At 72.9% G+C, this 26,210-nt stretch carries 24 protein-coding genes; 7 read left to right on the top strand and 17 right to left on the bottom strand.

The features are described 5' to 3' along the window. Window positions 1-10: 10 nt before the first annotated feature. Together HC031_RS07525 and HC031_RS07520 are read right to left on the bottom strand one after the other, a co-directional pair. On the bottom strand, window positions 11-628 hold the full coding sequence (locus tag HC031_RS07525; RefSeq protein WP_167924415.1) for an NTP transferase domain-containing protein: 618 nt from the start codon (window positions 626-628) through the stop codon (window positions 11-13). Continuing rightward, window positions 625-1,182, bottom strand: a complete 558-nt coding sequence (locus tag HC031_RS07520) for a M48 metallopeptidase family protein (protein WP_420813602.1) — start codon at window positions 1,180-1,182, stop codon at window positions 625-627. Before HC031_RS07520 ends, HC031_RS07525 begins: the two co-directional genes overlap by 4 nt. 406 nt (window positions 1,183-1,588) lie before the next feature. Here HC031_RS07520 and HC031_RS07515 point away from each other — a divergent pair, with 406 nt between their 5' ends. From HC031_RS07515 to HC031_RS07505, 3 genes are all read left to right on the top strand, one after another. Then, the gene (locus HC031_RS07515) at window positions 1,589-1,756 is read left to right on the top strand and encodes a DUF5679 domain-containing protein (protein WP_240942176.1); all 168 of its coding nucleotides are present in this window, start codon (window positions 1,589-1,591) and stop codon (window positions 1,754-1,756) included. A 252-nt stretch (window positions 1,757-2,008) separates the two neighbouring features. Further along, window positions 2,009-3,112: a hypothetical protein gene (locus tag HC031_RS07510; RefSeq protein WP_167924414.1), complete on the top strand. Its 1,104-nt coding sequence runs from the start codon at window positions 2,009-2,011 to the stop codon at window positions 3,110-3,112. Between the two features lie 4 nt (window positions 3,113-3,116). Further along, window positions 3,117-4,433, top strand: coding sequence for an ABC1 kinase family protein (locus HC031_RS07505; RefSeq protein ID WP_167924413.1), 1,317 nt, complete (start codon window positions 3,117-3,119; stop codon window positions 4,431-4,433). Between the two features lie 321 nt (window positions 4,434-4,754). On the opposite strand, the gene HC031_RS07500 is transcribed toward HC031_RS07505, so the two are convergent. From HC031_RS07500 to HC031_RS07490, 3 genes are all read right to left on the bottom strand, one after another. After that, entirely contained in the window at window positions 4,755-5,135 is a 381-nt protein-coding gene (locus HC031_RS07500; protein ID WP_167924412.1) for a WhiB family transcriptional regulator, read from the bottom strand. A gap of 115 nt (window positions 5,136-5,250) precedes the next feature. Next, window positions 5,251-5,541 (bottom strand): hypothetical protein, encoded by a 291-nt coding sequence (locus tag HC031_RS32435; RefSeq protein WP_205862355.1) that lies wholly within the window; start codon window positions 5,539-5,541, stop codon window positions 5,251-5,253. A 153-nt stretch (window positions 5,542-5,694) separates the two neighbouring features. Beyond that, window positions 5,695-7,854 carry an ATP-dependent DNA helicase UvrD2 gene (locus tag HC031_RS07490; RefSeq protein ID WP_338090521.1) on the bottom strand — a complete coding sequence of 720 codons (2,160 nt, stop codon included), beginning with the start codon at window positions 7,852-7,854 and terminating at the stop codon, window positions 5,695-5,697. An 80-nt stretch (window positions 7,855-7,934) separates the two neighbouring features. Between HC031_RS07490 and HC031_RS07485 the strand changes: the two genes are divergently transcribed. Beyond that, window positions 7,935-8,180, top strand: a complete 246-nt coding sequence (locus tag HC031_RS07485) for a mycoredoxin (protein WP_167924410.1) — start codon at window positions 7,935-7,937, stop codon at window positions 8,178-8,180. Here the strand turns inward: HC031_RS07485 and nudC are convergent. The 4 genes from nudC to HC031_RS07465 all read right to left on the bottom strand — a co-directional run bounded on the left by nudC (window position 8,146) and on the right by HC031_RS07465 (window position 12,824). Next, window positions 8,146-9,063, bottom strand: coding sequence for an NAD(+) diphosphatase (gene nudC, locus HC031_RS07480; RefSeq protein WP_420813610.1), 918 nt, complete (start codon window positions 9,061-9,063; stop codon window positions 8,146-8,148). The two genes, HC031_RS07485 and nudC, sit on opposite strands and share 35 nt — an antisense overlap. Window positions 9,064-9,152: 89 nt before the next feature. After that, window positions 9,153-10,475, bottom strand: coding sequence for a M16 family metallopeptidase (locus HC031_RS07475; protein WP_167924409.1), 1,323 nt, complete (start codon window positions 10,473-10,475; stop codon window positions 9,153-9,155). Continuing rightward, window positions 10,472-11,791, bottom strand: a complete 1,320-nt coding sequence (locus tag HC031_RS07470; RefSeq protein ID WP_338090520.1) for a M16 family metallopeptidase — start codon at window positions 11,789-11,791, stop codon at window positions 10,472-10,474. Before HC031_RS07470 ends, HC031_RS07475 begins: the two co-directional genes overlap by 4 nt. Before the next feature lie 34 nt (window positions 11,792-11,825). Continuing rightward, entirely contained in the window at window positions 11,826-12,824 is a 999-nt protein-coding gene (locus tag HC031_RS07465; RefSeq protein WP_240942175.1) for a hypothetical protein, read from the bottom strand. Between the two features lie 87 nt (window positions 12,825-12,911). Between HC031_RS07465 and HC031_RS07460 the strand changes: the two genes are divergently transcribed. Beyond that, window positions 12,912-13,385 (top strand): GNAT family N-acetyltransferase, encoded by a 474-nt coding sequence (locus HC031_RS07460; protein ID WP_167924408.1) that lies wholly within the window; start codon window positions 12,912-12,914, stop codon window positions 13,383-13,385. 10 nt (window positions 13,386-13,395) lie between these two features. On the opposite strand, the gene HC031_RS07455 is transcribed toward HC031_RS07460, so the two are convergent. The 6 genes from HC031_RS07455 to dapE all read right to left on the bottom strand — a co-directional run bounded on the left by HC031_RS07455 (window position 13,396) and on the right by dapE (window position 22,918). Continuing rightward, window positions 13,396-13,599 (bottom strand): hypothetical protein, encoded by a 204-nt coding sequence (locus tag HC031_RS07455; protein ID WP_167924407.1) that lies wholly within the window; start codon window positions 13,597-13,599, stop codon window positions 13,396-13,398. 99 nt (window positions 13,600-13,698) lie between these two features. Beyond that, complete coding sequence (locus HC031_RS07450; RefSeq protein ID WP_167924406.1) at window positions 13,699-17,019, bottom strand: UvrD-helicase domain-containing protein; 3,321 nt, start codon at window positions 17,017-17,019, stop codon at window positions 13,699-13,701. A 121-nt stretch (window positions 17,020-17,140) separates the two neighbouring features. Then, window positions 17,141-20,269: a PD-(D/E)XK nuclease family protein gene (locus tag HC031_RS07445; RefSeq protein WP_167924502.1), complete on the bottom strand. Its 3,129-nt coding sequence runs from the start codon at window positions 20,267-20,269 to the stop codon at window positions 17,141-17,143. 100 nt (window positions 20,270-20,369) lie between these two features. Continuing rightward, window positions 20,370-20,915, bottom strand: a complete 546-nt coding sequence (locus HC031_RS07440) for a TIGR00730 family Rossman fold protein (protein WP_167924405.1) — start codon at window positions 20,913-20,915, stop codon at window positions 20,370-20,372. Between the two features lies 1 nt (window position 20,916). Further along, entirely contained in the window at window positions 20,917-21,780 is an 864-nt protein-coding gene (locus tag HC031_RS07435; RefSeq protein WP_167924404.1) for an LOG family protein, read from the bottom strand. A 76-nt stretch (window positions 21,781-21,856) separates the two neighbouring features. Continuing rightward, window positions 21,857-22,918: a succinyl-diaminopimelate desuccinylase gene (dapE, locus tag HC031_RS07430; protein ID WP_167924403.1), complete on the bottom strand. Its 1,062-nt coding sequence runs from the start codon at window positions 22,916-22,918 to the stop codon at window positions 21,857-21,859. 100 nt (window positions 22,919-23,018) lie between these two features. On the opposite strand from dapE, the gene dapD reads away from it, so the two are divergent. Continuing rightward, the gene (gene dapD, locus HC031_RS07425; RefSeq protein ID WP_167924402.1) at window positions 23,019-23,984 is read left to right on the top strand and encodes a 2,3,4,5-tetrahydropyridine-2,6-dicarboxylate N-succinyltransferase; all 966 of its coding nucleotides are present in this window, start codon (window positions 23,019-23,021) and stop codon (window positions 23,982-23,984) included. On the opposite strand, the gene HC031_RS07420 is transcribed toward dapD, so the two are convergent. Beyond that, window positions 23,981-24,385: a hypothetical protein gene (locus tag HC031_RS07420; RefSeq protein ID WP_167924401.1), complete on the bottom strand. Its 405-nt coding sequence runs from the start codon at window positions 24,383-24,385 to the stop codon at window positions 23,981-23,983. The genes dapD and HC031_RS07420 overlap by 4 nt on opposite strands. A gap of 111 nt (window positions 24,386-24,496) precedes the next feature. Further along, on the bottom strand, window positions 24,497-25,156 hold the full coding sequence (locus HC031_RS07415; protein ID WP_167924400.1) for an SIMPL domain-containing protein: 660 nt from the start codon (window positions 25,154-25,156) through the stop codon (window positions 24,497-24,499). A gap of 56 nt (window positions 25,157-25,212) precedes the next feature. Between HC031_RS07415 and HC031_RS07410 the strand changes: the two genes are divergently transcribed. After that, on the top strand, window positions 25,213-26,205 hold the full coding sequence (locus HC031_RS07410) for a prephenate dehydrogenase (RefSeq protein WP_167924399.1): 993 nt from the start codon (window positions 25,213-25,215) through the stop codon (window positions 26,203-26,205). The last annotated feature ends 5 nt before the right edge of the window (window positions 26,206-26,210 follow it).

Genomic DNA, 26,210 nt, shown 5'->3' with positions numbered 1-26,210 from the left:
CTTGTGCGACCTATAGCTGGCGCAAGTGTCCAAGATCTCCAAAGGAGAGCAGCGCGCGGGTCGCCTCCCAGCCCTCCAGGGCCGGATCCAGGCCGGTCAGATCCTCGGGGCCGCGCTGGCGCCGCCAGCCGGGCGTGACCGCGACGAGCGCCTTCCGCGGCGCCGCCGCGCGTAGCTCCTCGGGCCGGCCGGCGTCCAGGTCGACCGGCGGCAGCCAGTCGGGCAGCGGCAGCCGGCTCGCGACACCGAGCAGTCCGCCCCCGTGGGCGGGCGCCACCGCGGCTATCCGGCTCGTCAGCGGCTGAAGCAGCTTGCCGATGAGCATCCCGGGCAGATCAGGCGCGTCGGCGGCCAGGACCGCGCCCATGGCGTACCCGGCGTCCGCCGCCGCGCGCAGGGCGGCCAGTGGGGTGGGCTCGGGCAGTTCGAACACCGGCATGCCCGGCCAGGCGATGGCTGCCGCCAGGTCCCGGTCGGCCGGCCCCACGGCGATCGCCGGTTCGGCCGCCGCGAGCGTACTCAGCAGGTCGACGACATCCTCGGCGAGCGCCCGTCGCCACACCTCGCGGCCGATACCCGGCGGAGCCCAGCCGACCTCGGTCAGCAACGCTATGACAGCGCGCCTCATTCGTCGCTCATCCCGAGGCAGGCGGCTGCGGACACCCCCTCAAGGTAGCCCCGGGCGCGTTCGGTCTTCGGGTAGCGGGCGACCAGGCCCCAGAAGTCGGCGCTGTGGCTGGGCACGACCAGGTGGGCGAGTTCGTGCAGCAGCACGTAGTCGATCACCCAGTCGGGCATCTCCTGTACGCGGTGCGAGATCCGGATGGTGCCGTCGGCCGGCGTGCAGGAGCCCCAGCGGCCGTTCTGGTTGGTCACCCACCGGACGCTCACCGGGCGTGCGGCGCCGGCGTGCTCGGGCAGGTAGCGGGCGACGATCCGGGCCGCGCGGGCCTGCAGGGCGGCGTCCGTGCGGCGGCTACGCTGCTCGCGGGCGTCGAGCCGCGCGAGCATCCGGTCCACCCATTCGCGCTCCTCGGCGCGGGAGAACCGGGCGGGGATCAGTACAACCACGCGCTCGCCGTCCCGGTACGCGGACACGGTCCGCCGGCGGCGCTGGCTGCGTCGCACCTCGACGACCGGCTTGCGCACGCCGGTCCTGCGTAACCCCGGGGTACTGCCCACGTGGGCACGCTAGCCGGCAGCCGCCCATGGGGCGCAAGAGTCAATTCTCTGTCACCCGCCCGGATGAAGATGATTCGTGGTATCTCGTCGGAAAGATTCCTGGAGAGCGACTCGCCGACGGATCACCCTGAATCCACCGGCGCGTCACTCGTTATCCACCGGTACCCACACCATCACCCACAGAGTTATCCACAACCTGTGGACAACAATTAGTCGGCGTGTCTCGCATAACCAGACTTTTTGCGGGACTCAGACAAGGCAGACTCACGTGGTCGGTTCGCACCTCGTGTCACCGTGGTACTGCTGCCCCCTGTCTTCACCGACGGGGAGAGCAGGACCGCCGTACCACCCGGGGAGGGCGGGCCGGCTGATCAAGCCGCCGGCGAAACCCGTGCCGGCGGGAACCATGAGGAGGGCAACCGTGGCCGAGACCTACAACGGCTACTGCGTCAAGTGCAAGGAAAAGCGTGACTTCCAGGGCGAGGTCGCCGTATCCAAGTCCGGCATGAGGATGGCGAAGGGCACCTGCCCGGTCTGCGGTACGACCGTCAACCGGATCCTGGGCAAGGCCTGATCGCAACGTCCACACCCCGGACAGCCGACCGGAGCTACGGCCGGCCCGGACCACCCGCGCGGTGGGCCGGACCGGCCGCCAGCCCGGCCGGTGACACATAGCCGGCGACGCCTGGCCGGCGACAAATAGCTGACACTTCGGCACACCCCGTGTGAACAACCCCGGTGTACCGCTGTGGATTAGCGGTTGTCCACACCCCTGGCTGTGGACAACCGGAGCGGCACAGCGCTCGCACGAGCATGGTCTGGCGGTATGGACCGACCGACCCTGCTGCCACACCTGCGCCCCCTGTGGCGCGACCGCACCACGCTCCAGCTCGGCACCGATCCCGACCGGGCGGTGATCGTGGAGTTCACCCAGCCCGTCTCGGCCCGCATCCTCGGCCTGCTCGACGGCACCCGTACCGAACGGGCCGTCACCGCCGAAGCCGCCGCCCTGGGCATCTCCGCCGACCAGGTGGCCGGCGTGCTCACCGCACTGCGCCAGGCCGGCGTGCTCATCAGCGCGCAGGCCCTCGTACCGCGGGGCCTGCCGCACGCGCAGCGCCGCCGACTCGCCGGGGAGGCCGCCGCGCTCGCGACCCGGCAGCTCCCGCCCGCCGGGAGCGCCGCCATCGCCGCTGCCTCCGCGGCGCCGCGTACCCCCGCCCAACTGCTGCGCCGGCGCTCCGCCGCGCGGGTTCTCGTCACCGGTCAGGCACGATTGGCGGCCCCGATCGCCGCGACGCTCGCCGCCGCCGGGGTGGGTCACGTCGCCACCCGGGTCTCCGGCCCGGTCGCCAGCGACGACGTGGCGCCGGGCGGGCTGTCGGCCGCCGACGTCGGCCGGCCCGCGGCCGAGGCGGTGCCGGAGCTGGTCACCCGGGCCGCCCCGGGCGTCGTCGTGACCCCGCTACGACCCGACGAGGCGACGTTCGCGGTACGCGTCGGCGCCGACCCCACCCCGGCGGCGCTGACGGCCAGGGCGTACGCGAGACGGCGCCTGCCGCACCTCGCGGTCGCGGTACGGGACGCGGCCGTGGTCGTCGGTCCGTTCGTCCCGCCCGCGGGCTCGCCCTGCCTGGCCTGCCTCGACCTGCACCGCGGCGACCGCGACCCGGCCTGGGAGGTGCTCGCGGCGCAGCTGGCCACCGCGCCACCGCCCAGCCAGGCCTGCGCGGCGACCACGACCCTGCTGGGTGTCGGGTACGCCGTGGCCGAGGTGCTCGCGTATCTCGACGGGGGCTCGCCGCGGACCAGGGGCGCTACCATCGAGCTCGACGGCGGCTGCGGCGAAAGACGGCGCAGTTGGCAACCTCACCCCCGATGTGATTGCCGACGAACTCGCCGATCGTTGCTAAGACCAGGTAAGAATTGACGCAATGACCGACATCCCTCGCCGCGCCGTCAGCCGGTCGGCAAAGTTGGCCTCCCTCCCGATCGGGTTCGCCGGTCGGGCCGCGCTCGGCCTCGGCAAGCGCGTCACCGGGATCGCCGCCGACGTCGTCTCCGCCGAGGTGCAGCAGCGCACCGCCGAGCACCTGTTCAGCGTGCTCGGCCAGCTCAAGGGCGGCGCCATGAAGTTCGGCCAGGCGCTGTCGGTGTTCGAGGCGGCCCTCCCCGAAGAGCTGGCCGGCCCCTACCGGGCCGCGCTCACCAAGCTCCAGGAGGCCGCGCCCCCGCTGCCCGCCGCGAGCGTCCACAAGGTCATCGCGTCCTCGCTGGGCGCCGACTGGCGGGAGCGCTTCCGCGAGTTCGACGACAAGCCGTCCGCGGCGGCGAGCATCGGCCAGGTACACCGTGCGGTGTGGGCCGACGGGCGCGAGGTCGCGGTGAAGGTGCAGTACCCGGGGGCCGGCGACGCCCTCGTCTCCGACCTCAACCAGCTCAGCCGGCTGGCCAGCCTGTTCCGCGTCCTCCAGCCCGGCCTGGACGTGAAACCGCTGGTCGCCGAGCTGAAGGCGCGTATCGTCGAGGAGCTGGACTACGAGCTCGAAGCCTCCGCGCAGGAGGAGTTCGCGCACGGCTACGCCGAGGACGACATGATTTACGTGCCGTCGGTCGTGGCCACCTCACCGCGGGTGCTGGTCACCGAGTGGGTCGACGGCACCCCCCTGTCGGCCGTGATCGCCTCCGGCACCGAGGCCGAACGGGACGCCGCCGGTGAGCGCATGGCGGTGCTCCACTTCTCAGCGCCGCACATGACCGACGGGCTGCTGCACGCCGATCCGCACCCGGGCAACTTCCGGATGCTCGCCGACGGCCGGCTCGCCGTGCTCGACTTCGGTGCCGTCGCCCGCGTACCGGCCGGGATGCTCGAGCAGATCGGGCGGCTGACCCGGCTCGCGCTCGACGGCGACGCCGACGGCGTACTGGCGGGTCTGCGGGAGGAGGGCTTCGTCAAGCCCGACCTCGAGATCGACGCGCAGGCCGTGCTCGACTACCTCCTGCCGATCCTCGAGCCCATCGCGAGCGACGACTTCCGCTTCAGCCGGGCGTGGCTGCGGGCGGAGGCGACCCGGCTGGCCAACCCGCGCAGCCCGGCGTACCAGCTCGGGCGAAACCTCAACCTCCCGCCGTCCTACCTGCTGGTGCACCGGGTCACGCTCGGCTCGATCGGCGTGCTGTGCCAGCTGGAGGCGCGGGCCGGATACCGGGAGATCGTCGAGGAGTGGCTTCCCGGTTTCACGGCCGACTGATCGTCCTCGCCAAACGCGCCGGTGCCCGCCCCCGTCGGGGGCGGGCACCGGTGGTACTGCCCTAGTCGTTATTCGCCCAGCAGACGGGCGCTCTCGCGCCGCGCGCTCATCGCGATCTGCCGGGCGGAACGGTAAGCCTCAGAAGTCCCCACGTCCTGAGGCCGACGCGTTCGCGCACGTGACAACGCTTCGTTGATGAGTTGTATCCCGGTCGGGATCTTCACTGTGATGCTCCTCGGTCGGGTGTTGCTCGATACCTTGGTAGGCCGGACCGACTGCGACTTCCGCAGTCGACGGCTGGCAGGCGTACGGGTCGTCATGTCAGGCCGCCACTCCCGCGACGACGGCGGCGGTGCGAGCCGCCACCTCGACGCGCAGGACGGCATCCCGGGCGACGTCCTCCTTCCGGGGCCGGCCACGAGGCCGCTTGCGCGGCACGACCGCTCCCCGCTCGAAGATCTCGCCACCCCAGACCCCCCAGGGCTCGGCCCGCTCGAGCGCGCCGGCCAGGCACTCCACCCGCAGCGGGCAGTCCCCGCACAGGCCCTTGGCCAGCTCCAACTCGGTGGGGCTGTCGGAGAACCACAGGTCCGGGTCGAACGTGCGGCAGGGAAGCTCCGACTTCACTCCGGGCACCGAACTGCGCAGACAACCCGCGTCCACCTCGACTGTGACGTCGAGGGACGCCGTCGCCAGACTCATTCCGGTCACCTCTCTTTCTGCTCGTGGTCTCGATTACTCGTGGTAAAAGACTGAGGCCGCGGATCCCGGTTGCGGGTTCCGCGGCCTCGAGGTGAGCCGGTGGTCTAGGTGGTCCCTAGACCGGCCTTCCTCGAGGTGGAACTCCGCGGACATCGCCGAAGACCGTGTCGGCCTTCTTGGCGGCGTCCTTGGTCGTGAGCCCGTACAGGGAGCCAATGCGCCCCTGCATCTGAGCCCGCTGAGCCTGGATCTGCGACGTGCCGACGCCCAGCCCGCCGGAAACAGCCACGTGGCCCACGTTGACGTGGGCGGCAGCGGAAGCGACGAGCGAACCTGGAGCACCAGACACCTGAGTGCGGACAGGCAGCAGCGCCGACGGTCGCTCGTATACGGCCGTGAGCTTCACGTCGTCCACCTCCTGTCTGCTCTCGTTACGGGCGTTCGCGTGACGAACGCGGTGCGGCCACCCGGCGGCCGGCACCGAAGATTGCGTCGTCCGCAGGGCGTGTCAGCAGGCTATTCCGGGGCGCTCGGACCGCGCAAACGAATTTCCGAAGAGTTATCCAAGATTTTTTTGAACAAGATCATCGATGTCGGCGCCATCGATCAGCGCGAGTACCGCCTCACCGTACAGGCCAAGCTTGCGCGGCCCGATCCCCCCGATCGCGGCCATCTCCTCCAGCCGCTCCGGCCGGCGCTCGGCCAGCGCGGTCAACGTCGCGTCGGTGAACACCACGTATGCGGGGACCTTCTGCTCCGTCGCGACCCGCAGGCGCCACTCGCGCAGCCGCTCGAACAGCTCCTCGTCCATCGTCGACGGACAGGTCGAACAGCGGCCCAGCTTGCGATCGGCACCGCTGATGAGCGTGGTGCCGCAGACCCGGCAGGACATGACCGCGACCCGGCGGCGCGTCCCGTCGGATTTCGGACGTGGGCGCGTGGGTGCGCGGCCGGCCTCCGGGTCGAGGGCCGGCAGGAACCGGCACGGCCGGCGGTGCCGCCCGCCGGGCGAGCGGGCGCCGCCGTACGACAGCCAGAGCCACTCACGGGCCCGGGTGACGCCGACGTAGAGCAGCCGGCGCTCCTCCTCGACCGCCTCCGGCGTCTTCGCGTACGTGGTGGGCAGCGTCCCCTCGGCGAGGCCGACCAGGAACACCGCGTCCCACTCCAGGCCCTTCGCCGCGTGCAGGGACGCCAACGTCACGCCCTCCACAGTGGGTACCTGCTGCAACGCGGCCCGCCGGGCCAGCTCCTCATTGAAGCCTTCCAGGGTCGCCGGCCGGGCCTCCGCACCCGGCAGCGGGATCGCCGCTGCCGTCACGTACTCCTCGGCGAGGTTGACCAGCGCGGCCAGCGCCTCCCACTGCTCGCGGGCGTTGCCGCCGGGCGGCGGGGCGTCCGGCCGCCACCCGACCGCCTCCAGGGCCCCGACCACGGCCTGTCGCAGCGGCATGTCGGGCGGGGTGGTACGGGTGGCGGCCCGCAGCGCCACCATGGCCTGCCGGACCTCCCCGCGTTCGAAGAAGCGCTCCGCGCCGCGCACCACGACCGGCACGCCGACCTCGGCGAGCGCCTCCTCGTAGCTCTGGGACTGCGCGTTGGTACGGAACAGCACCGCGATCTCACTCGCCGGGGTGCCGGCCGCGATCATCGCCGCGCAGCGCTGGGCGACGGCCGTCGCCTCGGCCGGCTCGTCGGGGAAGACGCGCAGGTCGGGCTCGGGCCCGGCCGGCCGCTGCCCAACCAGCTGCAGCCGCAGCCCCGCCAGCTCACCGCGGGCCTGCGAGATAACGGCGTTGGCGAGGCCGACCACCTGCGGGGTGGACCGGTAGTCGCGCACCAGCCGGACCACGGTCGCGCCCCGGTGCTGCCGTGGGAAGTCCACCAGATAGGCCGAGCTCGCCCCGGTGAACGAGTAGATCGTCTGGCTGGCGTCGCCGACCACGGTCACGTCGTCCCGGCCGCCCAACCAGGTCTCCAGCAGCCGCTGCTGCACCGGGTTGACGTCCTGGTACTCGTCGACGACGAAGTGCCGGTACTGCGACCGGATCTGCTCCCCCACGTCGGGGTGCTCCTCCATCGCCCAGATCGCGGTGCGCAGCAGGTCCTCGAAGTCGATCACCCCGCGGGACCGCTTGACCCGTTCGTACTCTGCGTAGACCTCCGCCACCCGGGCCGGGTCCACCGGAGGCTCACGATTGGCCTTGGCCGCCGCCACCGGGTACTCCCCCGGCTCGACCATCGACGACTTGGCCCACTCGATCTCGCTGGCGAGGTCGCGGGCGACCGTGCGGTCGGCGCGCAGGCCGACCTTCGCCGCCGCCAGGCCGACCAGCCGCGCCTTGCTGTCGACCACCTCGGGCAGCTCACGGCCGGAGAACAGGCGCGGCGCGAAGTAACGCAGCTGGCGCAGGGCGGCGGCGTGGAACGTGCGGGCCTGGACGCCCTGCACGCCGAGCTGGGCCAGCCGGGTCCGCATCTCGGCCGCGGCCCGCGCCGTGAACGTGACGGCCAGCACATGCTGCGGCCGGACCTCTCCGGTGAGCACCCGGTAGGCGATGCGGTGGGTGATCGCCCTGGTCTTGCCGGTGCCCGCGCCGGCCAGCACACACACCGGGCCGGCCGGTGCCACGACCACGGCGCGCTGCTCGTCATCGAGGCCGGCGAGCACCCGGCTGGCGGTCGTCGACGGTCGGCCTTGTTCAGAACTGTGCGCCACGACAAGGAATCATCTCAGGCAGGTGCGACGTTCTCCCCGTAGCACGCATGTGAAGGGTCCGACTTTCGGAGGCGACCGTAATGATCACTATGTACTCGACGCCGTGGTGCGGCTACTGCCACCGGCTCAAGACCCAGCTCGACCGGGAGGGGATCGAGTACACGGTCGTCGACATCGAGCAGGACGAAGCCGCCGCCGAGCTCGTGATGAGCGTCAACGGCGGCAACCAGACCGTCCCGACGGTGCGCTTCGACGACGGCTCCACCCTCACCAACCCGACGATCGTGCAGGTCAAGGCCCAGCTGGCGGAGTTGGCGAACCGCTGAGCCAGGTCCGGATGAGGTAGTGCGCGATCGACGCGGCCATCGGCAGGCCGAAGTCGGTCTCGTCCCCCGCGAGGCTGCGGGCCACCTCCGCGCGGCTGAACCAGCGCGCGTCGGTGATCTCCTCGGCGTCGACCCGGACCGGCTGGTCCGGGTCGGCGACGGCGAGATAGCCCAGCATCAGCGAGCCCGGGAACGGCCACGCCTGGCTGGCGACGTAGTGGACGTCACGTACCTCGACGCCGACCTCCTCGTCCACCTCGCGGATCACCGTGGCCTCGGCCGGCTCCCCCGGCTCCACGAAGCCGGCCAGGCACGAGTAGCGGCGGGCCCACCCGGGCGCCTTCCACGCGCCGTTGTGCCCGAGCAGGCAGCGCCCCGCCGGGCCCGGCACGCCGTCGTGCACCAGCATGATGACCGCCGGATCGGTACGTGGGAACAGCGTCTCGCCGTCGTCGGCGACCCTCGTCCAGCCGCCCTGGGCGAGCGTGGTCGGCCGGCCGGTACGCGCCGAGTACCGGTGCCGCGCATGCCAGTTGACCAGCGCGACCGCCGTCATCAGCAGGCTCGCGTCCGGCTCGTCGAGGATGTGGCCGACGTCCCGGATGGTCGCCTTGTGCGTGCCCGGCGGCGCGGTGATCCCGCCGTCGACGGCGAAGTACGCCCGGCCCCGCGCGTCCTCGCCCAGAAAGTAGCGTTCGGCCGCGTCCACCTCGGCGGCCGGCGTGAACACCAGGCTCGGCGGCTCGTCGCGGACGAGGGCCCGGCCCTCGTCGACCACCACCACGAGGGCGTCGGACCAGGCCCGCTCCAGCCAGTCGGCATCGGTACGGCGATGTGCCGCCCGATCGAAGCCTCCGATGGCCGGGCGGGCCCCCGGCGGCAGCCGCAGCGGCCCCAGCTTCACGGGCTTGACCCCGTCCGGCTCCAGGCCTGCGGGCTCGGATCCGTTCTGTACAGCGGTGTTGTGCTCGCTCAAGCCGATTCGCTCCCTGCCCGCGTCAGCGGTACCAGCGCGGACAGCGACGGCTCGATCCGTTCCGCGTCACCGAGTACGACCCCGGCCAGCCTAGCCGGCGCCATGTACTGCGCGGCGGCCGCCGCGACCTCGTCGACGGTCACCTTCGCCAGCCGGGCCGCGTGCTCGGCCAGGTAGTCCAGCCGTAGCCCGAACGCCGCGTACGTGGCCGCCAGCCCGGCCAGCCCGGCCTGCGTCGACATGCCCAGCTGGAGCGTGCCCAGCGCGTACTGGCGGGCCTGCTCCAGCTCGTCCTCGGAAGGCGGCAGGGTGGCGAGGCGCCCCAGCTCGTACATAGTCTCCAGCAGCGCCGGGGCGGTCACCTCGGTCGCGACCTCGGCCGCCGCCACCAGCGACGAACCGGCCACCGCATGCTCGATCGTCGAGTGCGGCCCGTACGTGTACCCCTTGTCCTCGCGGATGTTCTCCACCCAGCGCGACGAGAAGTACCCGCCGAAGACCAGGTTCGCCAGCTGCAGCGCCGCGTGGTCGGGGTGGGTACGCGGCACCGCCGGCAACGCCAGCCGCAGCGAGGACTGCACCGCGCCGGGCCGGTCGACCAGCGTCAACGGCCCCGGCTCGAGCGGCGGCACCTTCGGCAGCTCGACGTCCTTGCCGTCGCCGACCCACGACGCCAGCGCCCGCTCGGCGGTGTCGATCGCCTTCTGCGGCGTGATGTCGCCGGCGATGACCAGCGTCGCGCCCGCCGGGTGGATCCGCTCGGCGTGCAGCTTGCGCACCGCCCCCGGGGTGACGGCGAGGACCTGCTCCGGAGTCGGGGTCTGCACCGCGTACGGGTGACGGCCGTACATCCGCTTGTACAGCGCCTCCCGGGCGAGGTGCGCGGGCTGGCTGAGCGCCATCCGGATCCGGTCGGCGAGCCGTCCCCGCTCGGTGGCGACCTCGCCCGCCGGGTAGGCCGCGCCGGTCAGCACCGACGCCATGATCTCCAACAGCCGGCCCAGCCCGCCGACGAGCGAGTTACCCGCGACCAGCAGCCGGTCGGGGTCGGCGCCCGCGGACAGCGCGCCGCCGACCCGCTGCAGCTCGGCGGCGATCTCGACCCCGCTCATGCCGTCGGTACCCGACATCAGCGTCTGTGTGAGCACGGCCGCACGCGCCAGGTTGGCCCGGGCGAACGGCACCCGCAGCCGCACCTCGACCAGCGGCACGGTCGGCCGGCGGATCGCGATGACGGTCAACCCGTTCGACAGGGTCTGTTCGACGATCTTGGGCAGCTTCATCGGGCGGTTGGGCCCGAGTGCCGGCACCTCCCTCATTTGTTCCCTCCCCCGGGGATGACCTCGACCGACGCCCGCCGCTGCGCGGTGAGCGCGGCCGCAGCCGCGACCACCTGCTCCTCGGTCACCTCAGCGATCAACCTGGGCAGTTCGTTGACCAGCTCGGGGGCGCCGCGCTGCTGTTCGAGCACGGCGACCTGCAGACACCTGCCCAGCACGGCGTCGATCTCGCGCAGCTGATGGGTCACCATCCGGGCCTGGGTACGCGCCAGCTCGCCCGACGCCAGCCCGTCGGTGGCCAGCCGCTGGCACTCCTCGTCGATCGTGGCCATGACCTTGTCGACGTCGCCGCCCGGTGGGAGGTGGGCCTGGAGCACCAGCGCGGTGGGGTCGCGTACCGCGAACGGCTCGCCCATGAACCCCAGGTACCCGCCGACGCTGGTCACGGTGCGGTCGCGCAGCACCAGGCGTTCGACGAGGCGGGAGGCGTCGCCGTCGGTGAGCACCTCGGCCAGCACCACGTACGGCAGGTAGCCGGCGAGGTCGTCGATCGGATCCGGTACCCGCCACGCGGCCGCGACGGCGGGCAGCGGGGCCAGCCGGTCGGTGTACGACTCGCGGCGCTCGGCCGTCAGGTCCGGCTCGGCGAAGTCGGGTCGGGGCGGCGCCTTACGGGCCGGTACGTCCCCGAAGTGCGCCTCCACCAGCCGGGTGGCCTCGGCCACGTCGAAGTCGCCGGTGACCGCCAGGACCGCGTTGCCGTTGGCGTAGTAGCGCTCGAAGAACTCCGCGGCGTCGGAGACCGTGGCCGACTCCAGGTCGACGAAGGAGCCGTACCCGTCGTGGGCGTTGGGGAACGTGTCGAACATGACCGGCGGCAGCTTCAGCCAGGGGAACCCGCCGTACGGCCGGTTGAGCACATTGACCCGGATCTCCTCCTTGACCACGTCGACCTGGTTGCGGAGGTTTTCCTCGGTCAGGCGGGGCCCCCGCATCCGGTCGGCCTCGAGGAACAGCGCCCGCTCCAGCGCGTTGGCGGGCAGCGTCTCGAAGTAGTCGGTGTAGTCGAAATGCGTCGAACCGTTGAAGGTGCCCCCGGAGCCCTGCACGTACCGGAAGTGTGCGAGCTTCTCGAGGTTCTCCGAGCCCTGGAACATCAGGTGCTCGAACAGGTGCGCGAACCCGGTGCGCCCCTCCGGTTCGGAGCGGATTCCGACGTCGTACACGACGGCCACGCCGACGACCGGAGCCGTGCGGTCGGGAGAGAGCACCACGCGCAGGCCGTTGGACAGGGTCAGGCGCTCGACTGGGTACTTTGTTGCCGGTACCCGGATGGCGGCACTACGAACAGACACCCTTGCGACACTAACCGGTCGCGACGGCGCCCGATCATCCCACCGGCCTTACCGAGTCCAGAACATCGTCTACAACCCAGTCGTATTTGTGGTGCGTGCCCGGAATGGACACGTACAGGACGGCCGCGCGGGGCCTTCCGACATCGACCAGCGCCAGGCCCACCAGTTCGTCGGTTGCCTTGAGGCCGGCGCGGTGGAAATGCATCCGGAACTTGGTCACCCACGCCGGCCGCCCACCGAGGGTGGTCTGCTCGTCACGCAGCATCTCCACGGTGTTGGGCTGCGGGTAGTACTCGGCCCGCACGTCCGCGGCGACCTGCCGCCCGGTGCACCGCAGGTCGAGCGAGAGCGTGTCGTTGTTGGCGGCCGGGACCGAGCCGGACAGGACCGACGCCAGGTACTCGTTCTGGAAGCCGTCGGAGTCGACGTAGGTCTCGGTCACGAAGTACTGGCCGGACCGGTACGACACGTGCAGCGTGCCCTTGGTCCAGATGTCGCGCCAGGGCAGCCACGGGTCCCCGTACGCGGCGTACGAGATGCCCGAGTCGGCGTCGACCGTACGCGGCCCGGCCGGCGGTGGCGCGGCCGGCGCGCCGCTCGCCGCGTCCTGTGACGGCGGCGGGCACAGTTTGGCTAGGTCGGGCCGGGTGTCCGACGGGCCGGCCAGCCGCCTGCCGAACGGGCCGCCACCGCCGGTCACCACGAGTACGAGCAGCGTGACGACGCCGATCGCGACCACGCCGATGGCCGCCCCACCGAACCACCACAGCATGCGCCGGTCGCGGCGTCCCGGGTCCGGCGGCGGCGCCACCCCGGCCGGTACGGGCGACGCCGGCGGCGTCGGCGGCGTCGGGCTGAGCCCGGTCACGACGCCGGAGCGGTAGCCGGTGGGACGGTCCAGCGGCGCGGTGTTCACGGTGCCGGCCCGCGGCGCGGTACCGCTCTTCTGCTCCGGCACGGGGTACGCGAACCCACCGGCGCGGTCGTCGGACCCGGCCGGTGGGCGCGCCCACGGCGATCGCTGCTCGGTCATGTCCGTCCAAGTGTCGCAGGCAACTGCCCTGTCTTCCGTGATCCTGAAGAGTTTGCGGGCCTATGACCCCGCATATCCTTCAGGATCATGGAAGCTGACGATGTGACCGCGGTACGGCAGGCGACGTCGTCCGACGCCGCTGTCGTCGCGGAACTACTGGACGCCTTCAACCGCGAGTTCGACACGCCGTCTCCGGGCGTGGAGGTACTCACCGCGCGCCTGCGAAAACTGATCGCCGGGGACCACCTCGTCGCTCTGCTCGCTGGCGAACCCGCCGTCGGCGTCGCGGTGCTCTCGTTGCGTTCCAACGTCTGGTGCGACGGCCCGGTCGCCGCTCTGGACGAGCTCTATGTACGGCCTGACCAGCGCGGACAACGGTTCGGGCACGCCATGCTGGAGGCCGCGTGCCGGCTGGCACGGGAACGCGGCGCGGAGACGCTCGAGATCAACGTGGACGGCGAAGACACCGACACCCGCCGCTTCTACGAGGCACACGGCTTCACCAACTCCGAGCCCGGGGCGACCGAGCCGATGTTCTACTACTACCGCGACCTCACCTGACCGCCGCTCATCAGCCGTGCTGGACGACGCGCACCGGGGGCGGATCGAACTGGACGACCGGGGGGTGCCCCGCCGCCGGCTCCGGTCCGGGCCACGGGCCCAGGGCCAGCACCGCCGCGCCCAGCACCCCGGCCGCGGCGACCGCGACGACGACCAGCATCTCTCCCACGTTGGCCGCGCGTCGGCCCGACGCCGCTCCCGGACCGACCATCATCGACGTACTCCCCCCGGATCCACCAGGTGACACCAGCATCTATGTAGACGTGCGGGAAGGCCCTTTCGGTTGCCAGTTGCCGGCATCTATTCCCGAATGTCAATCAGAAGCATAGATGTCTGTCGAGGAATCGGTGTCGTCGGCGGGCCCGTTCCCAGGCTTGGCGACGGGCAGGTCGGTGATGAGAGCGCCCAGCTCAGCCTCGTCCGGCAGCTCCGACGGGCGTACGGTCACTCCCTCGCGTACGTAGCAGAACGCCGCGCGGACCTGCTCCTCCGGCACCCCCGCCAGCGCGGCCCAGGCCTGCCGGTAGGCGGCGAGCTGCACCGACGCGGCGGTCGTGGCCGCCGGTGCCGACGGCCGCGCACCGGTCTTCCAGCACACCGCGTCGTAGCTGCCGTCCGCGCCGGCGAAGACCGCGTCGATGCGGCCCCGTACGACGACGCCGTCGAGGACGGTGGCGAACGGCACCGCGACGCGGACCGGCGTACGGTCGGCCCACTCGCTCGCCAGGAACCGCTCCCGCAGCAGGTCCAGGGCGTCGTCACCGGCCGCGTCGGCGTCGGCCGCGCCGGGAAGCTCGTCGAAGTCGAGCAGCCCGTCGGAGTGGAACCGCTGCTCCAGCCAACGGTGGAACGCGGTGCCCCGGCGCGCGTACGGAGCGGGGCGGGCCGGCAACGGACGGCGCAGCGCGCTGGCCAGCCGCTGCGGGTCGCCACCCAGCGTGGCCAACTGCGTGACGCTCAGGTGCGGCGGCAGCAGGACGTCGACGGGGGAATCCGGATCGGGCGTGAGCCGGTCCCGCTCGGCGAGGAGCAGATCCACCTCGTACGCCCAGGCGTGCCCCTCGTAGACCCAGTCGTCGTCGGACTCGGCGGGCGCCCGCCCGGCCAGCGCCGCGCGCACCAGCTCCGCGGCCTCCTCGAGCGACTGGCGGCGGGGACCGAGCGGATCGGCCGGCCAGGTCACCCTCGGCAACTTCGCCGCCATCGGGTTGGTCGCGCCTTCGACCGGGGCGTCGGCCCACCCGTCGACCGCGCCCGCGCCGGCCAGGCACCGGTCACGGATCTCGACCAGGAACGGCGACGGCCCGCGCGGGCGCTTGGCGGTCTCGCCCCACCAGTACCCGCTGGCCAGCAGCAGGCGGCGCGGCCGGGTCACGGCCACGTACGCCAGCCGGCGCTCCTCGCGCTCGTCGTGGGCCTCCCACGCCGCCTCGAACGAGTCGATCGCCCGGGCCACCCCGCGTTGGTCCTCGGCCTTGGACAGGTCGAGCGCCGGCAGGCCGGCCCGGTCGCCCCGCAGTTCGAACGGCAGGGTGCCCAGCCCGTGCAGCCAGTGGTCGCCGCTGTTGGGCCGCCCGGGGAACACGCCCGCGGTCAGGCCGGCCACCGCGACCACGTCCCACTCCAGGCCCTTGGCCGCGTGCGCGGTGAGGATCTGCACCGCGCCCTCGACCACGTCCACCTCACCCGGCGCGAGGCCCCGCTCCTCGGTCTCCGCCGCCGCGAGGTACGCCAGGAACGCCGACAGGGTGGGTGCCTCTGACTCACTCGCGAACCGGGCGGCGATGTCGCCGAGCAGATCGAGGTGGCCGCGGGCGAGGCCGGCGTCACCGGGGCGGACGGCCACCTCGACGTCGAGCCCGATCGTGTGCTCCACGTCGTGGATCAGGTCGGGCAGCGGCTGGTCGAGCCGGCCGCGTAGGGCCCGCAGCTCGGCGGCGAACGCGGCGAATCGGCGGTGGCCCTCCGGCGAGTACCGCTCCGGCTCCCCCAGGTCGTCGAGCGCCTCGACCAGTGCGGCTTCGTCGTCACGTGCGGAGTACACGAGCGGCTCCGCGCGTGTCCGCGACGCCGCCAGCTCACGGGCACGGCGGTGCAGCGCCACCAGGTCGCGCGGGCCGATCCGCCAGCGGGGTCCGGTGAGCAGCCGCAGCAGGGCCGCCCCCTCCGCCGGGTCGGCGAGAACCCGCAGCGTGCTCACCACGTCACGGACCTCCGGCGTGTCGAGCAGGCCGCCGAGCCCGACGACCTCGACCGGCACGCCGCGGGCCCGCAGCGCGGCCTCGATCGGTTGGATCTGCGCGCGGGTACGGACCAGGACGGCCGTCGTCGGTCGGCGGTCCACGGCGATGTCGGCGGGCTCGACGTGGTCGGGAGCGCCGGCTGCGGTCCGCCAGGCGGCCACGATCCGGTCGGCGATCCACCCCGCCTCGTCGGCGTACGTCTCCAGCAGCGCACAGTGGACGGTCGCCGAGGAGACCCGGGGCGCGACTCTGGGCGCGGCCGCCAGCCGGGGCACCCGGTGGCCGAGCGGCTCGGACAGCGCGTTGGCGACGTCGAGGATCTCGGGCCGGTTGCGCCAGCTGGTCGTCAGCGTCAGTTCGCGGGCCGGCGTGCCGTCGGGGCCCGGGAACTCGCCGGGGAACCGTTCGAGCGTGCCGGCGCTCGCGCCGCGCCAGCCGTAGATGGACTGGGCCGGGTCGCCGACGGCGGTCACCGGATGCCCGCCGCCGAACAGCGCGCGTAGCAGCACCACCTGGGCGTGACTGGTGTCCTGGTACTCGTCCAGGAGCACGACCCGGTAGCGCTCCCGCTCGATCCGGCCGACCTCGGGATGCTCGCTCGCGACCGTGGCGGCGCGGGCCAACTGGTCGCCGAAGTCCATCGCCTCCAGCAGGCCCTTGCGGTCGGTGTACCCGCGCACGAGCGGGAGCAGTTGCAGGCGCGCCTTCTGGCGGTTGAGGATCTCGCGTACGGACTTGAGCATCTTGCCCGGACGCGCCTCCACCTCGGCGAAGAAGCGGCCGGTCCAGGCCGCCAGGTCGGCCGGGGTACGCAGGTGCTCGGCCAGGTCGGCGGACAGCTTCAGGACCGCTTCGGTGACCGTCGTCGGGGTCACGAGCACGTGCGACATGTCGCCGTCGTAGGACACCACCACGCCGTCGGCGATCTGCCAGCAGGCCGCCTCGCTCAGCAGCCGGTTGGACGGCTCGTACCCGGCCCGCAGGCCGTGCTCGGCCACGACGCGGGCCGCATAGGAGTGGTAGGTGGCCACGGTCGGCTCACCGGCGATCAACTCGTCACGGCCGAGCCGGCGTACGAGCTGGGACAGCCGCTGCCGCAGTCGGTGCGCGAGTTCACCGGCCGCCTTGCGGGTGAAGGTGAGGCCCAGGATCTGCTCCGGGCGTACGTGGCCGTTGGCGACGAGCCAGACGACCCGTGCGGCCATCGTCTCGGTCTTGCCCGAGCCGGCGCCGGCCACGACGAGCAGCGGCTCGACCGGCGCCGCGATCACTTCGGCCTGCTGCGGCGTGGGCGGCGGCTGGCCGAGCAGGCGGGCCAGCTCCAGCGGCGTGTAGCGGGGTCCGAGCGTGGCCCGGGGACGGGCGACGTCGAACAGGGCGTCCTGGGTCACCGTCCCACCTCCAAGATCATCGCAAAGAGTGACTTCTTGCTGTCACGAGCGCGCGAATAGCAGCAAGAAGTCACATCTTGCGCGGATCTTGGGCGCGGGGAGTACGGGGACGGCGGGGCGCTCACGCGTCACCGTCGGTCACGTGGCGCCCGTTGCCGGAGATGGGGCAGGAGGTACGCACCGGGCACACCCGGCACTTGTTGTTCTGGACGGCCTCGAACGTGGACGCCGCCATCATCTGCGCGGTCCGGCTGACCATCTCGCGGGCCCAGCCGGGGTCTTCGGCGTCGGCCAGCGCGGCCTGGCCCTGCACCTTGGCGCCGCTGCGGGCCGCGCCGAGGTGGACCAGCGCCGCTCCACCGGCCTCGGTGGACTCACCGAACGCGCCGGCTTCGATCGCCGCCTGGTAGGCCGCCAGCTGGGGGTGGTCGGCCACCTCGGCCTCTGTCGGCGCGCTCCGGCCGGTCTTCAGGTCGACCACCACCAGGCGGCCCGACTCGTCCAGCTCCAGCCGGTCGACCCGGCCCTTGATCTGCAGGTCGTCGTCGAGCCGTACGAGGAAGTCCCGCTCGATCGCGATGAGCCGGCGGGGATTGCTGGTCAGCCAGGCGAGCAGCTTGTCCAACATGGCCTCGGCGCGCTCCCGCTCCCGCCCGGCCAGCCACCGCGCCGACAGTTCGATCGCGTCGAAGCGACCGGCCACGTAGTCGACGAGCGCGGCCCGGTCGGCGGTCGCGTCCGCGGCCAGCCGCGCGGCCGCGTGGATGAGGTTGCCGATGCTCTGCTCCGGCGACGACGCCGCCTTGCCGCCGTGACGCTCCAACAGCCAGCGCAGGCTGCACCGCTGCACCGTCTCCACGGTGGACGGTGTCACGGTCACCGGCTCGCCCGGATCGACGATCGGCCGGTCGTCGGACAGCTCGGGCAGGCCCCACCAGTCGTCGGGGTGCGCGCCGGGCACCCCGGCCGCGGCGAGGCGGGCCAACTGCGCGGCGGCCGCCCGGCGGCGGGCGGCCGGAGCGTCGGGCGCGGCGACCGCGCTGCGCAGCTCCGCGACGAGCGCGGGCAGGGTCAACGCGCGCGGCGGCGTGACCTCCGGCCGGATCTCGTCGGCGAGCTCGGTGAGGAACCGGCTGGGCTGCTCCTCGGCGTCTCCGCCGGCGACGGCCGTGACCAGCAGGTGTCGACGCGCCCGGGTGGCGGCGACGTAGAACAGCCGGCGCTCCTCGTCGAGCTGGGCGGCGATCCGTCCCGCCGTGGTCATCTCGCGGCCGGCCGCGAGGTCGACCAGCACCTCCGACCCGAGGACGCTGCCGCGTAGGCGCAGGTCGGGCCAGGCGCCCTCCTGTACGCCGACCACGGCGACGAACTCCCACTCGAGCCCCTTGGCCGCGTGGGCGGTGAGGATGCGGACGGCCGGGCCGCGCTCGGCGGCCGGGGCGATCGACTCGCCGGGCAGGTCCTGGCCGAGCACGTGGTCACAGAACGCCTCCGCACGTGCGCCGGGCAGCCGGTCGACGAAGCGGGCCGCGGTGTCGAACAGCGCCACGACCGCGTCGAGGTCGCGGTCGGCCGCCTCCCCCCGGTGCCCGCCCTGCGCGCTCACGGCAGCCCACCGGTCGGCCAGGCCGCTGGCGCGCCACACCTCCCACAGCACGTCCTCGACGGTCGCGCCGTCACGCGTCGCCGTGCGCCGGGCGGTGTCCAGCAGATCGGCTACCGCCTTGGCCGGCACCGCCCAGCGGCGGTCGGTCGTCGCGAGCACCGCCGGCTCCCGCAACGCCTCCACGAGCAGCACCCCGGACGGTCGCCGGTCGCCCGCCGCGAAGGCGAGCGCCCGAAGACCCTGCCGCAGCCGGCGCTCGGCGAGCGGGTCGGCCCCGCCCAGCGGCGAGTGCAGCAGCGCGACGGCGGCCTCCTCGTCTAGGCGCTCGGGCGCCAGGGCGCACCGCAGCAGGAGCAGCAGCGGCGCCACGGCCGCCTGGGCCTGCAGCGGCAGGTCCTCGGCGGCGGTCATGGTGGGGATGCCGGCCTGCGACAGCGCCCGCCGTAGCGGCGCGAGCTGGCGGACCGTCGACCGCACGATCACCGCCATGTCCGACCACGCGAGGCCGTGCAGCAGATGCGCCTCGCGCAGCCGGTGCACCAGGTAGGCCGACTCGCTGGTCACCGAACGGAACATCCGGACCTCGACGGTGCCCGGCGGCGCGGAGGGGCCCGGCGTGAGCACCCGGTGCCGGGACGGACCGCGCAGCCGCACCGCGACCCGGCGGCTCGCCGCGAGCAGCTCCGCACCGCACCGGTACGACCGGCCGAGGGTCACGGTCGGCGCCTCCGCCCCGGCCGTGGTGCGGAAGCGATCGGAAAACTCCGCCACCCCGGACGGGTCCGCCCCCCGGAACGCGAACGTCGACGAATCGGGATCGGCGAACACCACCAGGTGCTTGCCGCCGCCCGCGAGCGCCGCGAGCAGGTCCCGGTGCGCCGGATCGGTATCCGCGAACTCGTCGACATAGACGGCCGCGACACCTCGACGCTCGGCGGTCAGCAGGTGCGGGTCGTCGAGCAGCAGCGACGTCGCCGCCCGGACCAGCTCGGCGCCGTCGTAGCCGACCGAGCCCTGGCCGGTCGCGTCACGCAGCGCCAGCACCTGCCGGTACTGCCGGTAGAAGCGGGCGGCGGCCCACCAGTCGGGCCGGCGTAACGCCCGGGCGTGGGCGGCCAGCTCGGCCGGGCCTATGCCCCGCTCCACCGCCCGCAGCAGCAGATCGCGCAGCTCGGTGGCGAACGCGCGGGTGCGCAGCGCGGGGCGCAGCGCCTCCGGCCAGGCCTCCTGCTCGGACTCGGAGTCGAGCAGTTCACGGATCACGAGGTCCGCCTCGGCGGCGGTGAGCAGCCGGGGTGGCGGATCGCCGGCCAGCGCCGCGGCCCGCTGCAACAGGCCGAACGCGTACCCCGGGAACGTGCGGACCATCGGCTCGGCCAGGCTCCGGCGCCCGACCACGGCACCCAGCCGCGCCTCGACACGGTCCCGCAGGTGCAGCGCGCTCCGGCGGCTGTGGCTGAGCGCCAGCACGCGCTCCGGGGCGACGCCCTCGGCCACCCGGGCCACCACCGCCTCGACCAGCGTCGACGTCTTGCCCGTGCCCGGCCCGCCGATGACCAGCAACGGCCCGTCGACATGCGTGATGACCTGCCGCTGCCCGGGGTCGGCGAGGGGCGTGGCCGGGCCGGCCTCGCCCGCGCCCACCGGGCGCACGAGTCGGTAATCCCGGCGCGGCGCGCCGGGAGCTGCGGTAGCGGTGGTCACCGCGGCATCAGAACATGCTGGTACGACATATCGACGCAGGTCAGCCTACCGCGCGCTCGACGGCGTCGAACGCGGCGGCGACGGAATCGGCGACGATCAACAGGTCGAGCCCTTCCGGCCGGGCGAAGCCGGTGGACTCGAGCCCCCGCAGCCAGTCGAGCAGTCCGTTGTAGAAGCCGTCGGCGTTCAGCAGGACGACGGGCTTGGCGTGCAGGGCGAGCGTCGCCGTCGTCCATACCTCGAACAGCTCGTCGAGCGTGCCGAGGCCGCCCGGGAGCGTGAGGAACGCGTCCGACTTGTCGATCATCACCGTCTTGCGGGTCGACATCGCGTCGGTGACCAGCAGTTCGTCGGCGTCGTCGTCGGCGACCTCCAGGTCGACGAGCGACTGTGGGATCACGCCGAGCGTGTGCGCGTCCGCGGACCGGGCGCCCGCGGCGACCGTACCCATCATGCCGACCCGACCGCCGCCGGACACCAGCGTGTGGCCCCGGCGTCCGATCTGTACACCCACCTCGTACGCCAGGTCGAGCCAGCGGCGGTCGACAGTACGCGAGGAGGCGCAGAAGACGCCTATCGCCGCCACCCTAGGCCTCCGGGCCCGTGGCGGGCTCGTCGCTGATACTTTCGGCGGCCGCGGCGGCCTGCTGCTCGGCGGCCGCCCGGGCCAGCACCGCCTCCTGCTCGGCGGCGATCTCCGCGTCGGCGTTGACGATGTGCCGCACGGCGTCGTCGACGTCGTCGGTCAGGCAGAACAGCCGCAGGTCCGCCGGCGCGATCTTGCCCTCGGTGGCCATCGTGTCCCGCATCCAGTCGACCAGGCCCTGCCAGTACCAGGTGCCCATGAGCACGACCGGGAACCGGGTGACCTTCTTCGTCTGCACCAGGGTCAGCGCCTCGAACAGCTCGTCCATGGTGCCGAAGCCACCGGGCAGGACGACGAAGGCCTGCGCGTACTTGACGAACATGGTCTTGCGCGCGAAGAAGTACCGGAAATCGATGCCGAGGTCGACCCACTCGTTGAGCCCCTGCTCGAACGGCAGCTCGATGCCCAGCCCCACGGACAGGCCGCCGGCCTCGGCGCAGCCCTTGTTCGCGGCCTCCATCACACCGGGACCACCGCCGGTGATCACGGCGTAGCCGGCGCGGGCGAGCGCGGCGGCCACCTGCTCGGCCAGTTGCCACTCGCGACTGTCGGGCTTGCTGCGCGCCGACCCGAAGATGCTGACCGCCGGGGGCAGGTCGGCGAGGGTGTCGAAGCCCTCGACGAACTCGCTCAGGATCCGCAGGGCCCGCCAGGCGTCACGGGTCTTCCAGTCCCCCCGCTGCCGGGAGTCCAGCAGCCGCTCGTCGGCCGTACTCGGTGGGATCACCGCTCGCCGGACAGTGACGGCGCCCTGATGCCGCTCAGGCATCCGCCTGCCCCTGCCGTTGACACTGCCGTTCGCCATTCGATCACCGTAGCCAATGAGATTTCGCGCCGAGGTCACGGCGCGCGTCAATTTCACCCGAAGTGGACGCGCGGCGTCACGCGGACAGCCACCGCCGTAGGACGCCCGCGCCCGCCACGATCTTGGGGATCTCGACCCGCTCGTCCCGTTTGTGCGCCAGGTTGGGGTCGCCCGGACCGAAGTTCAGCGCAGGTACGCCCAGGGTCGCGAACCGGGCCACGTCGGTCCAGCCCAGCTTCGCCTGCGGCGGCTGGCCCACCGCGTCCAGGAGCTCCTTGACGATCGGGCCGGACAGCCCCGGCGCCGCGGCCGGCGCGGAATCGGTGATCTCGACGGCGAACCCGGTGAACAGGTCACGCACGTGCGCGGCCGCCTCGTCCTCGGTACGGTCCGGGGCGAACCGGTAGTTGACCTCGACCTGGCACTCGTCCGGGATCACGTTGCCGGCGATGCCGCCCGAGACGCGTACCGCGTTGAGCCCCTCCCGGTACGTGCAGCCGTCGATCGTCACCGTGCGCGGCTCGTACGCCGCGAGCCTGGTCATGATCTCCCCGGCGGCGTGAATCGCGTTTATGCCCAGCCATGACCGGGCCGAGTGGGCACGCTGCCCGACCGCCGTGACCCGCGCCCGCAGGGTGCCCTGGCAACCGGCCTCGACCAGCCCGTACGTGGGTTCGAGGAGGATCGCGAAGTCGGCGGCGAGCAGGTGCGGGTGCGTACGGGCCAGCCGGTTGAGGCCGTTGCGCTCCGACTCCACCTCCTCGCAGTCGTAGAAGACGTACGTCACGTCGTAGCGCGGGTCGGCGACCGTCGCGGCCAGGTGTAGCGCCAGCGCGACCCCGGACTTCATGTCGGAGGTGCCGCAGCCGTGGATGACGTCGCCCTCGACGACCGACGGCACGTTGTCGGCGACCGGCACGGTGTCGAGGTGCCCGGCGAGGATGACGCGCTGCGGCCGGCCCAACCGGGTGCCGGCGAGCACGACGTTGCCGTGGCGCTCCACGGTCAGGTGCGGCGCGGCGCGCAACGCCGCCTCGACCTGATCGGCGAGCTCGGCCTCGTTGCCGGAGACGGATTCGACGTCGACGAGGGCGCGGGTCAACTGGACCGGATCGGCGAGGATTTCGGGCGTCAGCACGACCTGACCCTAACGCGACCCCGCGGCGGCCGGGACGATAGCGTGACAGGCCGTGGGAGAGCGCGCCTTCGGCGCGTCGTTGGGACGACCAGGAGGACACGTGAGCAGCGATTCGCCCGCCTGGGGCCTGGGACTAGCCACCCTCACCGCCGACGGGCAGGTGCTCGACACCTGGTACCCGACCGGCAAGCTCGGGTTCGGCACCCCGGACGTGAACGCGAAGGCCGGCGAGCCGCTTCCGGTGGCAGAGCTGTTCGACTCGTCGGTGGCGGAGGCCGGGCCGATCCCGGGCCTGCGGACCGCCGCCGTCCTCACCATGATCAACTCACTGTCGGACCCGCCGAAGGACACCTATGACGTGTACCTTCGCCTGCACCTGCTCTCCCACCGCATGATCAGGCCGCACCAGGCCAACCTCGACGGCATCTTCGGGCTGCTCGCGAACGTCGCGTGGACCTCGGCCGGCCCCTGCCCGCCGGACCGGGTGGACGAGCTGCGCTGGGCGCTGCGCAGGCGCGGCGACCGGCTGAACGTGTACGGCATCGACAAGTTCCCGCGGATGGTCGACTACGTGACGCCGTCCGGCGTGCGGATCGCCGACGCCGACCGCGTACGGCTCGGCGCCCACCTGGCCAGCGGCACCACCGTCATGCACGAGGGCTTCGTCAACTACAACGCCGGCACGCTCGGCTCCTCCATGGTCGAGGGGCGCATCTCGGCCGGGGTGGTCGTCGGCGACGGCACCGACGTCGGCGGCGGCGCCTCGATCATGGGCACCCTGTCCGGCGGCGGCAAGGAGGTCATCACCCTCGGCGAGCGCTGCCTGATCGGCGCCAACGGCGGCATCGGCATCTCGCTCGGCGACGACTGCGTGGTCGAGGCCGGCACCTACATCACGGCAGGATCGAAGGTGAAGCTGCCGTCCGGCGAGGTCGTCAAGGCGCGCGAGCTGTCCGGGCGGAACAACCTGCTGTTCTGGCGCAACTCGCTGACGGGCACGCTGGAGGTGCGCGAGCGCGCCGGCCGCGGCATCGAGCTCAACGCCGCGCTGCACGCCAACGACTAAGCTTCGCGTGGGCGGCGCGGCCCGCCCTCGCGCTCCTTCTCCTCCAAGATCGCCTCGCCGGGCTCTTCCGGCTCGCTCGCCACCAGGTGAAGTTCGTCGGGGTTCAGCCGCGCCTCGGCCGGATCGACCGGTGGCACCGCCGCGTCCTCACTGCCCTCACCCATCGGTCCGCAGGTGCCGCAGCCCCACGGCAGGTCCCGGTTGATCCACGGATAGATGTAGATCGGTCCCGGCCGGGGCGGCTCCGGGGCCTGCGGCGGCGGATGCAGCGCACGCCACTCGGGAGCCGGCTTCGGCTCCGCCCGCATGTGCGGCCCGGCGTCGGCGGCCGCCTCGCCGAGCGCCGCCATGAACTCGTCCACCACGTTCCATTTCGGGACGGCGATGTCCTCCACCGTCACCCGCGGCCTCCGTCGAGGTCTCGTCATGGCCGCCTCCTGGGTCCGCACGACCAGCAGCGAATACCCCGCCGTACGCCGATCATGTGCGAAAGCGTCCGTCAATCTGGCGGCTCAGCCGAGGACGGTCGGCTCACTGATCGCGAACCGGGCCTCGACCGCGGCGTGCACGGTCTGCCGCTGGGGATCCAGGTCGAGCTGGGGCGGCGCGGGCGCGCCGCCGAAGGCGTCCACCCGCGCGGCCATCGCCATCGGCCGCGGGCCGCGCTGTCCGGCCAGGCCGGAGTCGGTCAGCTCGATCAGGCGCACCAGCCGGGCGCCCAGGGCGCCGGCGTACTCCCGCGCGCGGCCGAGCGCGTCATCGATCGCCGCGCGGCGGGCCTCGGCGTACGCGGCGCTGTCGGGCCGCAACGACCACGCCGGCCCGTACACGGTCGTCTGCTCGGCGTCGGCGAGCGCCAGCACGACATCGCCGAGCCGGGTGAAGTCGGAGAACGTCACGGCGGTGGAGACCGATCCCGTGTACGCCCGCACCCGCTCCCCCGACCGCTTCAGCTCCGGGTAGACGTGCACCCGGCTGGTCTCGCGGCGCTCGATCGCCTCGGCGTACCCGTCGAGCAGCCCGCGCAGCGTCTCGGCGCGTTCAGCCAGCCGACGCAGGGTCTCCTCCCGGTCGGAGCCGCGGGCGCCGACGGTGACGGTCACCTCCGCCAGCTCCGGTTCGACCTCGAGGAAGGCCTCGCCTCGTACCGCCACGGTAGGGGTATCGGTCATGCGGCCAGGCTAGCCAACGTAACCTACTTCGCGGCGGCAGCGCGTGGGGAGCACAGATGCGGGTGGCGGTACTGGGCACGGGCCTGATCGGCGGGTCCATCCTGACCCGGCTGCTGCGGTCCGGGATCGACGCCACCGGCTGGGACCCCGATCCCGGGACGGTGTCTTACGCCCGCGAGCACGCGATCCCGTTCGCCGAGCGGCTTCCCGACGCCGTCGACGGCCGGGACGTGGTGTTCCTGGCCGGCCCGCTGTCCCTGCTGCCCGACACCCTCGCCGAGGTGGTCAAGCACGCCGACACCGGCTGCGTCGTCACCGACGTCGGCAGCGTCAAGGCGCCGATCGCCGAGTACGCCCGCGACAACGGGTGGGCGCACCGGTTCGTACCCGGGCATCCGATGGCCGGTACCGAGCGCTCCGGGCTGGCCGCCGCCGACCCGGACCTCTTCGTGGGCGCCGCGTGGGTGCTGTGCCCGCAGCCCGGCGTGCCGCTGGATCCGTTCCGCCGACTGAGCGGACTCGTCACCACGGCGCTGGGCGCGAAGGTCGTACCGCTGGCGCCGCGGACCCACGACGCGATCGTGGCGCTGTCGTCGCACATCCCGCACCTGCTGGCCGGCAGCCTCGCCGGGGCGGTGGCCCGGTCGGCGCTGCGCGAAGGCGTCCTGAGCCTCGCGGCCGGCAGCTTCCGTGACGGCACCCGGGTGGCGGGCACGCCGAGTGTGCGCACCGTTGACATGCTGGTCAACAACCGGGACGCGATCGGCGAGAGCCTCCGGCTCGTACAGGCGTTCCTCGCCGAGCTGGCCGAGGCGCTGGCGGGCGACGACGTCGCCGCGCTCACCGGCGCCTTCGACGAGGCGCGCGGGGTACGGCGGGAGCTGTTCGAGCGGTCCACCCGGACCTCGACCGACCGTTTCCCGCGCGACGCCGCCGCCGAGGAGTACGAGTTCCTGGTCAAGCTGGGCGCCGACGGCGGTCACCTGACGGGGTGCGCCGTGGACGGTTCGACGGTGAGCTACACGGCGGCGCGGCCGGTCACCGGCTGAGCCGC

The sequence above is a fragment of the Planosporangium thailandense genome (assembly GCF_011947195.1).
In the GTDB taxonomy this organism is placed as follows: Bacteria; Actinomycetota; Actinomycetes; order Mycobacteriales; family Micromonosporaceae; genus Planosporangium; species Planosporangium thailandense.
Note: the sequence above shows the minus strand (reverse complement) of the source record. Positions and strands in the feature narration are given on the sequence as shown.

Bases quoted from the DNA above. Each gene is read 5' to 3' on its own strand.
- HC031_RS07525 (WP_167924415.1), bottom strand. From the start codon at position 628: ATGAGGCGCGCTGTCATAGCGTTGCTGACCGAGGTCGGCTGGGCTCCG.
- HC031_RS07515 (WP_240942176.1), top strand. From the start codon at position 1,589: ATGAGGAGGGCAACCGTGGCCGAGACCTACAACGGCTACTGCGTCAAG.
- HC031_RS07510 (WP_167924414.1), top strand. From the start codon at position 2,009: ATGGACCGACCGACCCTGCTGCCACACCTGCGCCCCCTGTGGCGCGAC.
- HC031_RS07505 (WP_167924413.1), top strand. From the start codon at position 3,117: ATGACCGACATCCCTCGCCGCGCCGTCAGCCGGTCGGCAAAGTTGGCC.
- HC031_RS07500 (WP_167924412.1), bottom strand. From the start codon at position 5,135: ATGAGTCTGGCGACGGCGTCCCTCGACGTCACAGTCGAGGTGGACGCG.
- HC031_RS07485 (WP_167924410.1), top strand. From the start codon at position 7,935: ATGATCACTATGTACTCGACGCCGTGGTGCGGCTACTGCCACCGGCTC.
- HC031_RS07475 (WP_167924409.1), bottom strand. From the start codon at position 10,475: ATGAGGGAGGTGCCGGCACTCGGGCCCAACCGCCCGATGAAGCTGCCC.
- HC031_RS07465 (WP_240942175.1), bottom strand. From the start codon at position 12,824: ATGACCGAGCAGCGATCGCCGTGGGCGCGCCCACCGGCCGGGTCCGAC.
- HC031_RS07460 (WP_167924408.1), top strand. From the start codon at position 12,912: ATGGAAGCTGACGATGTGACCGCGGTACGGCAGGCGACGTCGTCCGAC.
- HC031_RS07455 (WP_167924407.1), bottom strand. From the start codon at position 13,599: ATGATGGTCGGTCCGGGAGCGGCGTCGGGCCGACGCGCGGCCAACGTG.
- HC031_RS07435 (WP_167924404.1), bottom strand. From the start codon at position 21,780: ATGGCGAACGGCAGTGTCAACGGCAGGGGCAGGCGGATGCCTGAGCGG.
- HC031_RS07415 (WP_167924400.1), bottom strand. From the start codon at position 25,156: ATGACCGATACCCCTACCGTGGCGGTACGAGGCGAGGCCTTCCTCGAG.
- HC031_RS07410 (WP_167924399.1), top strand. From the start codon at position 25,213: ATGCGGGTGGCGGTACTGGGCACGGGCCTGATCGGCGGGTCCATCCTG.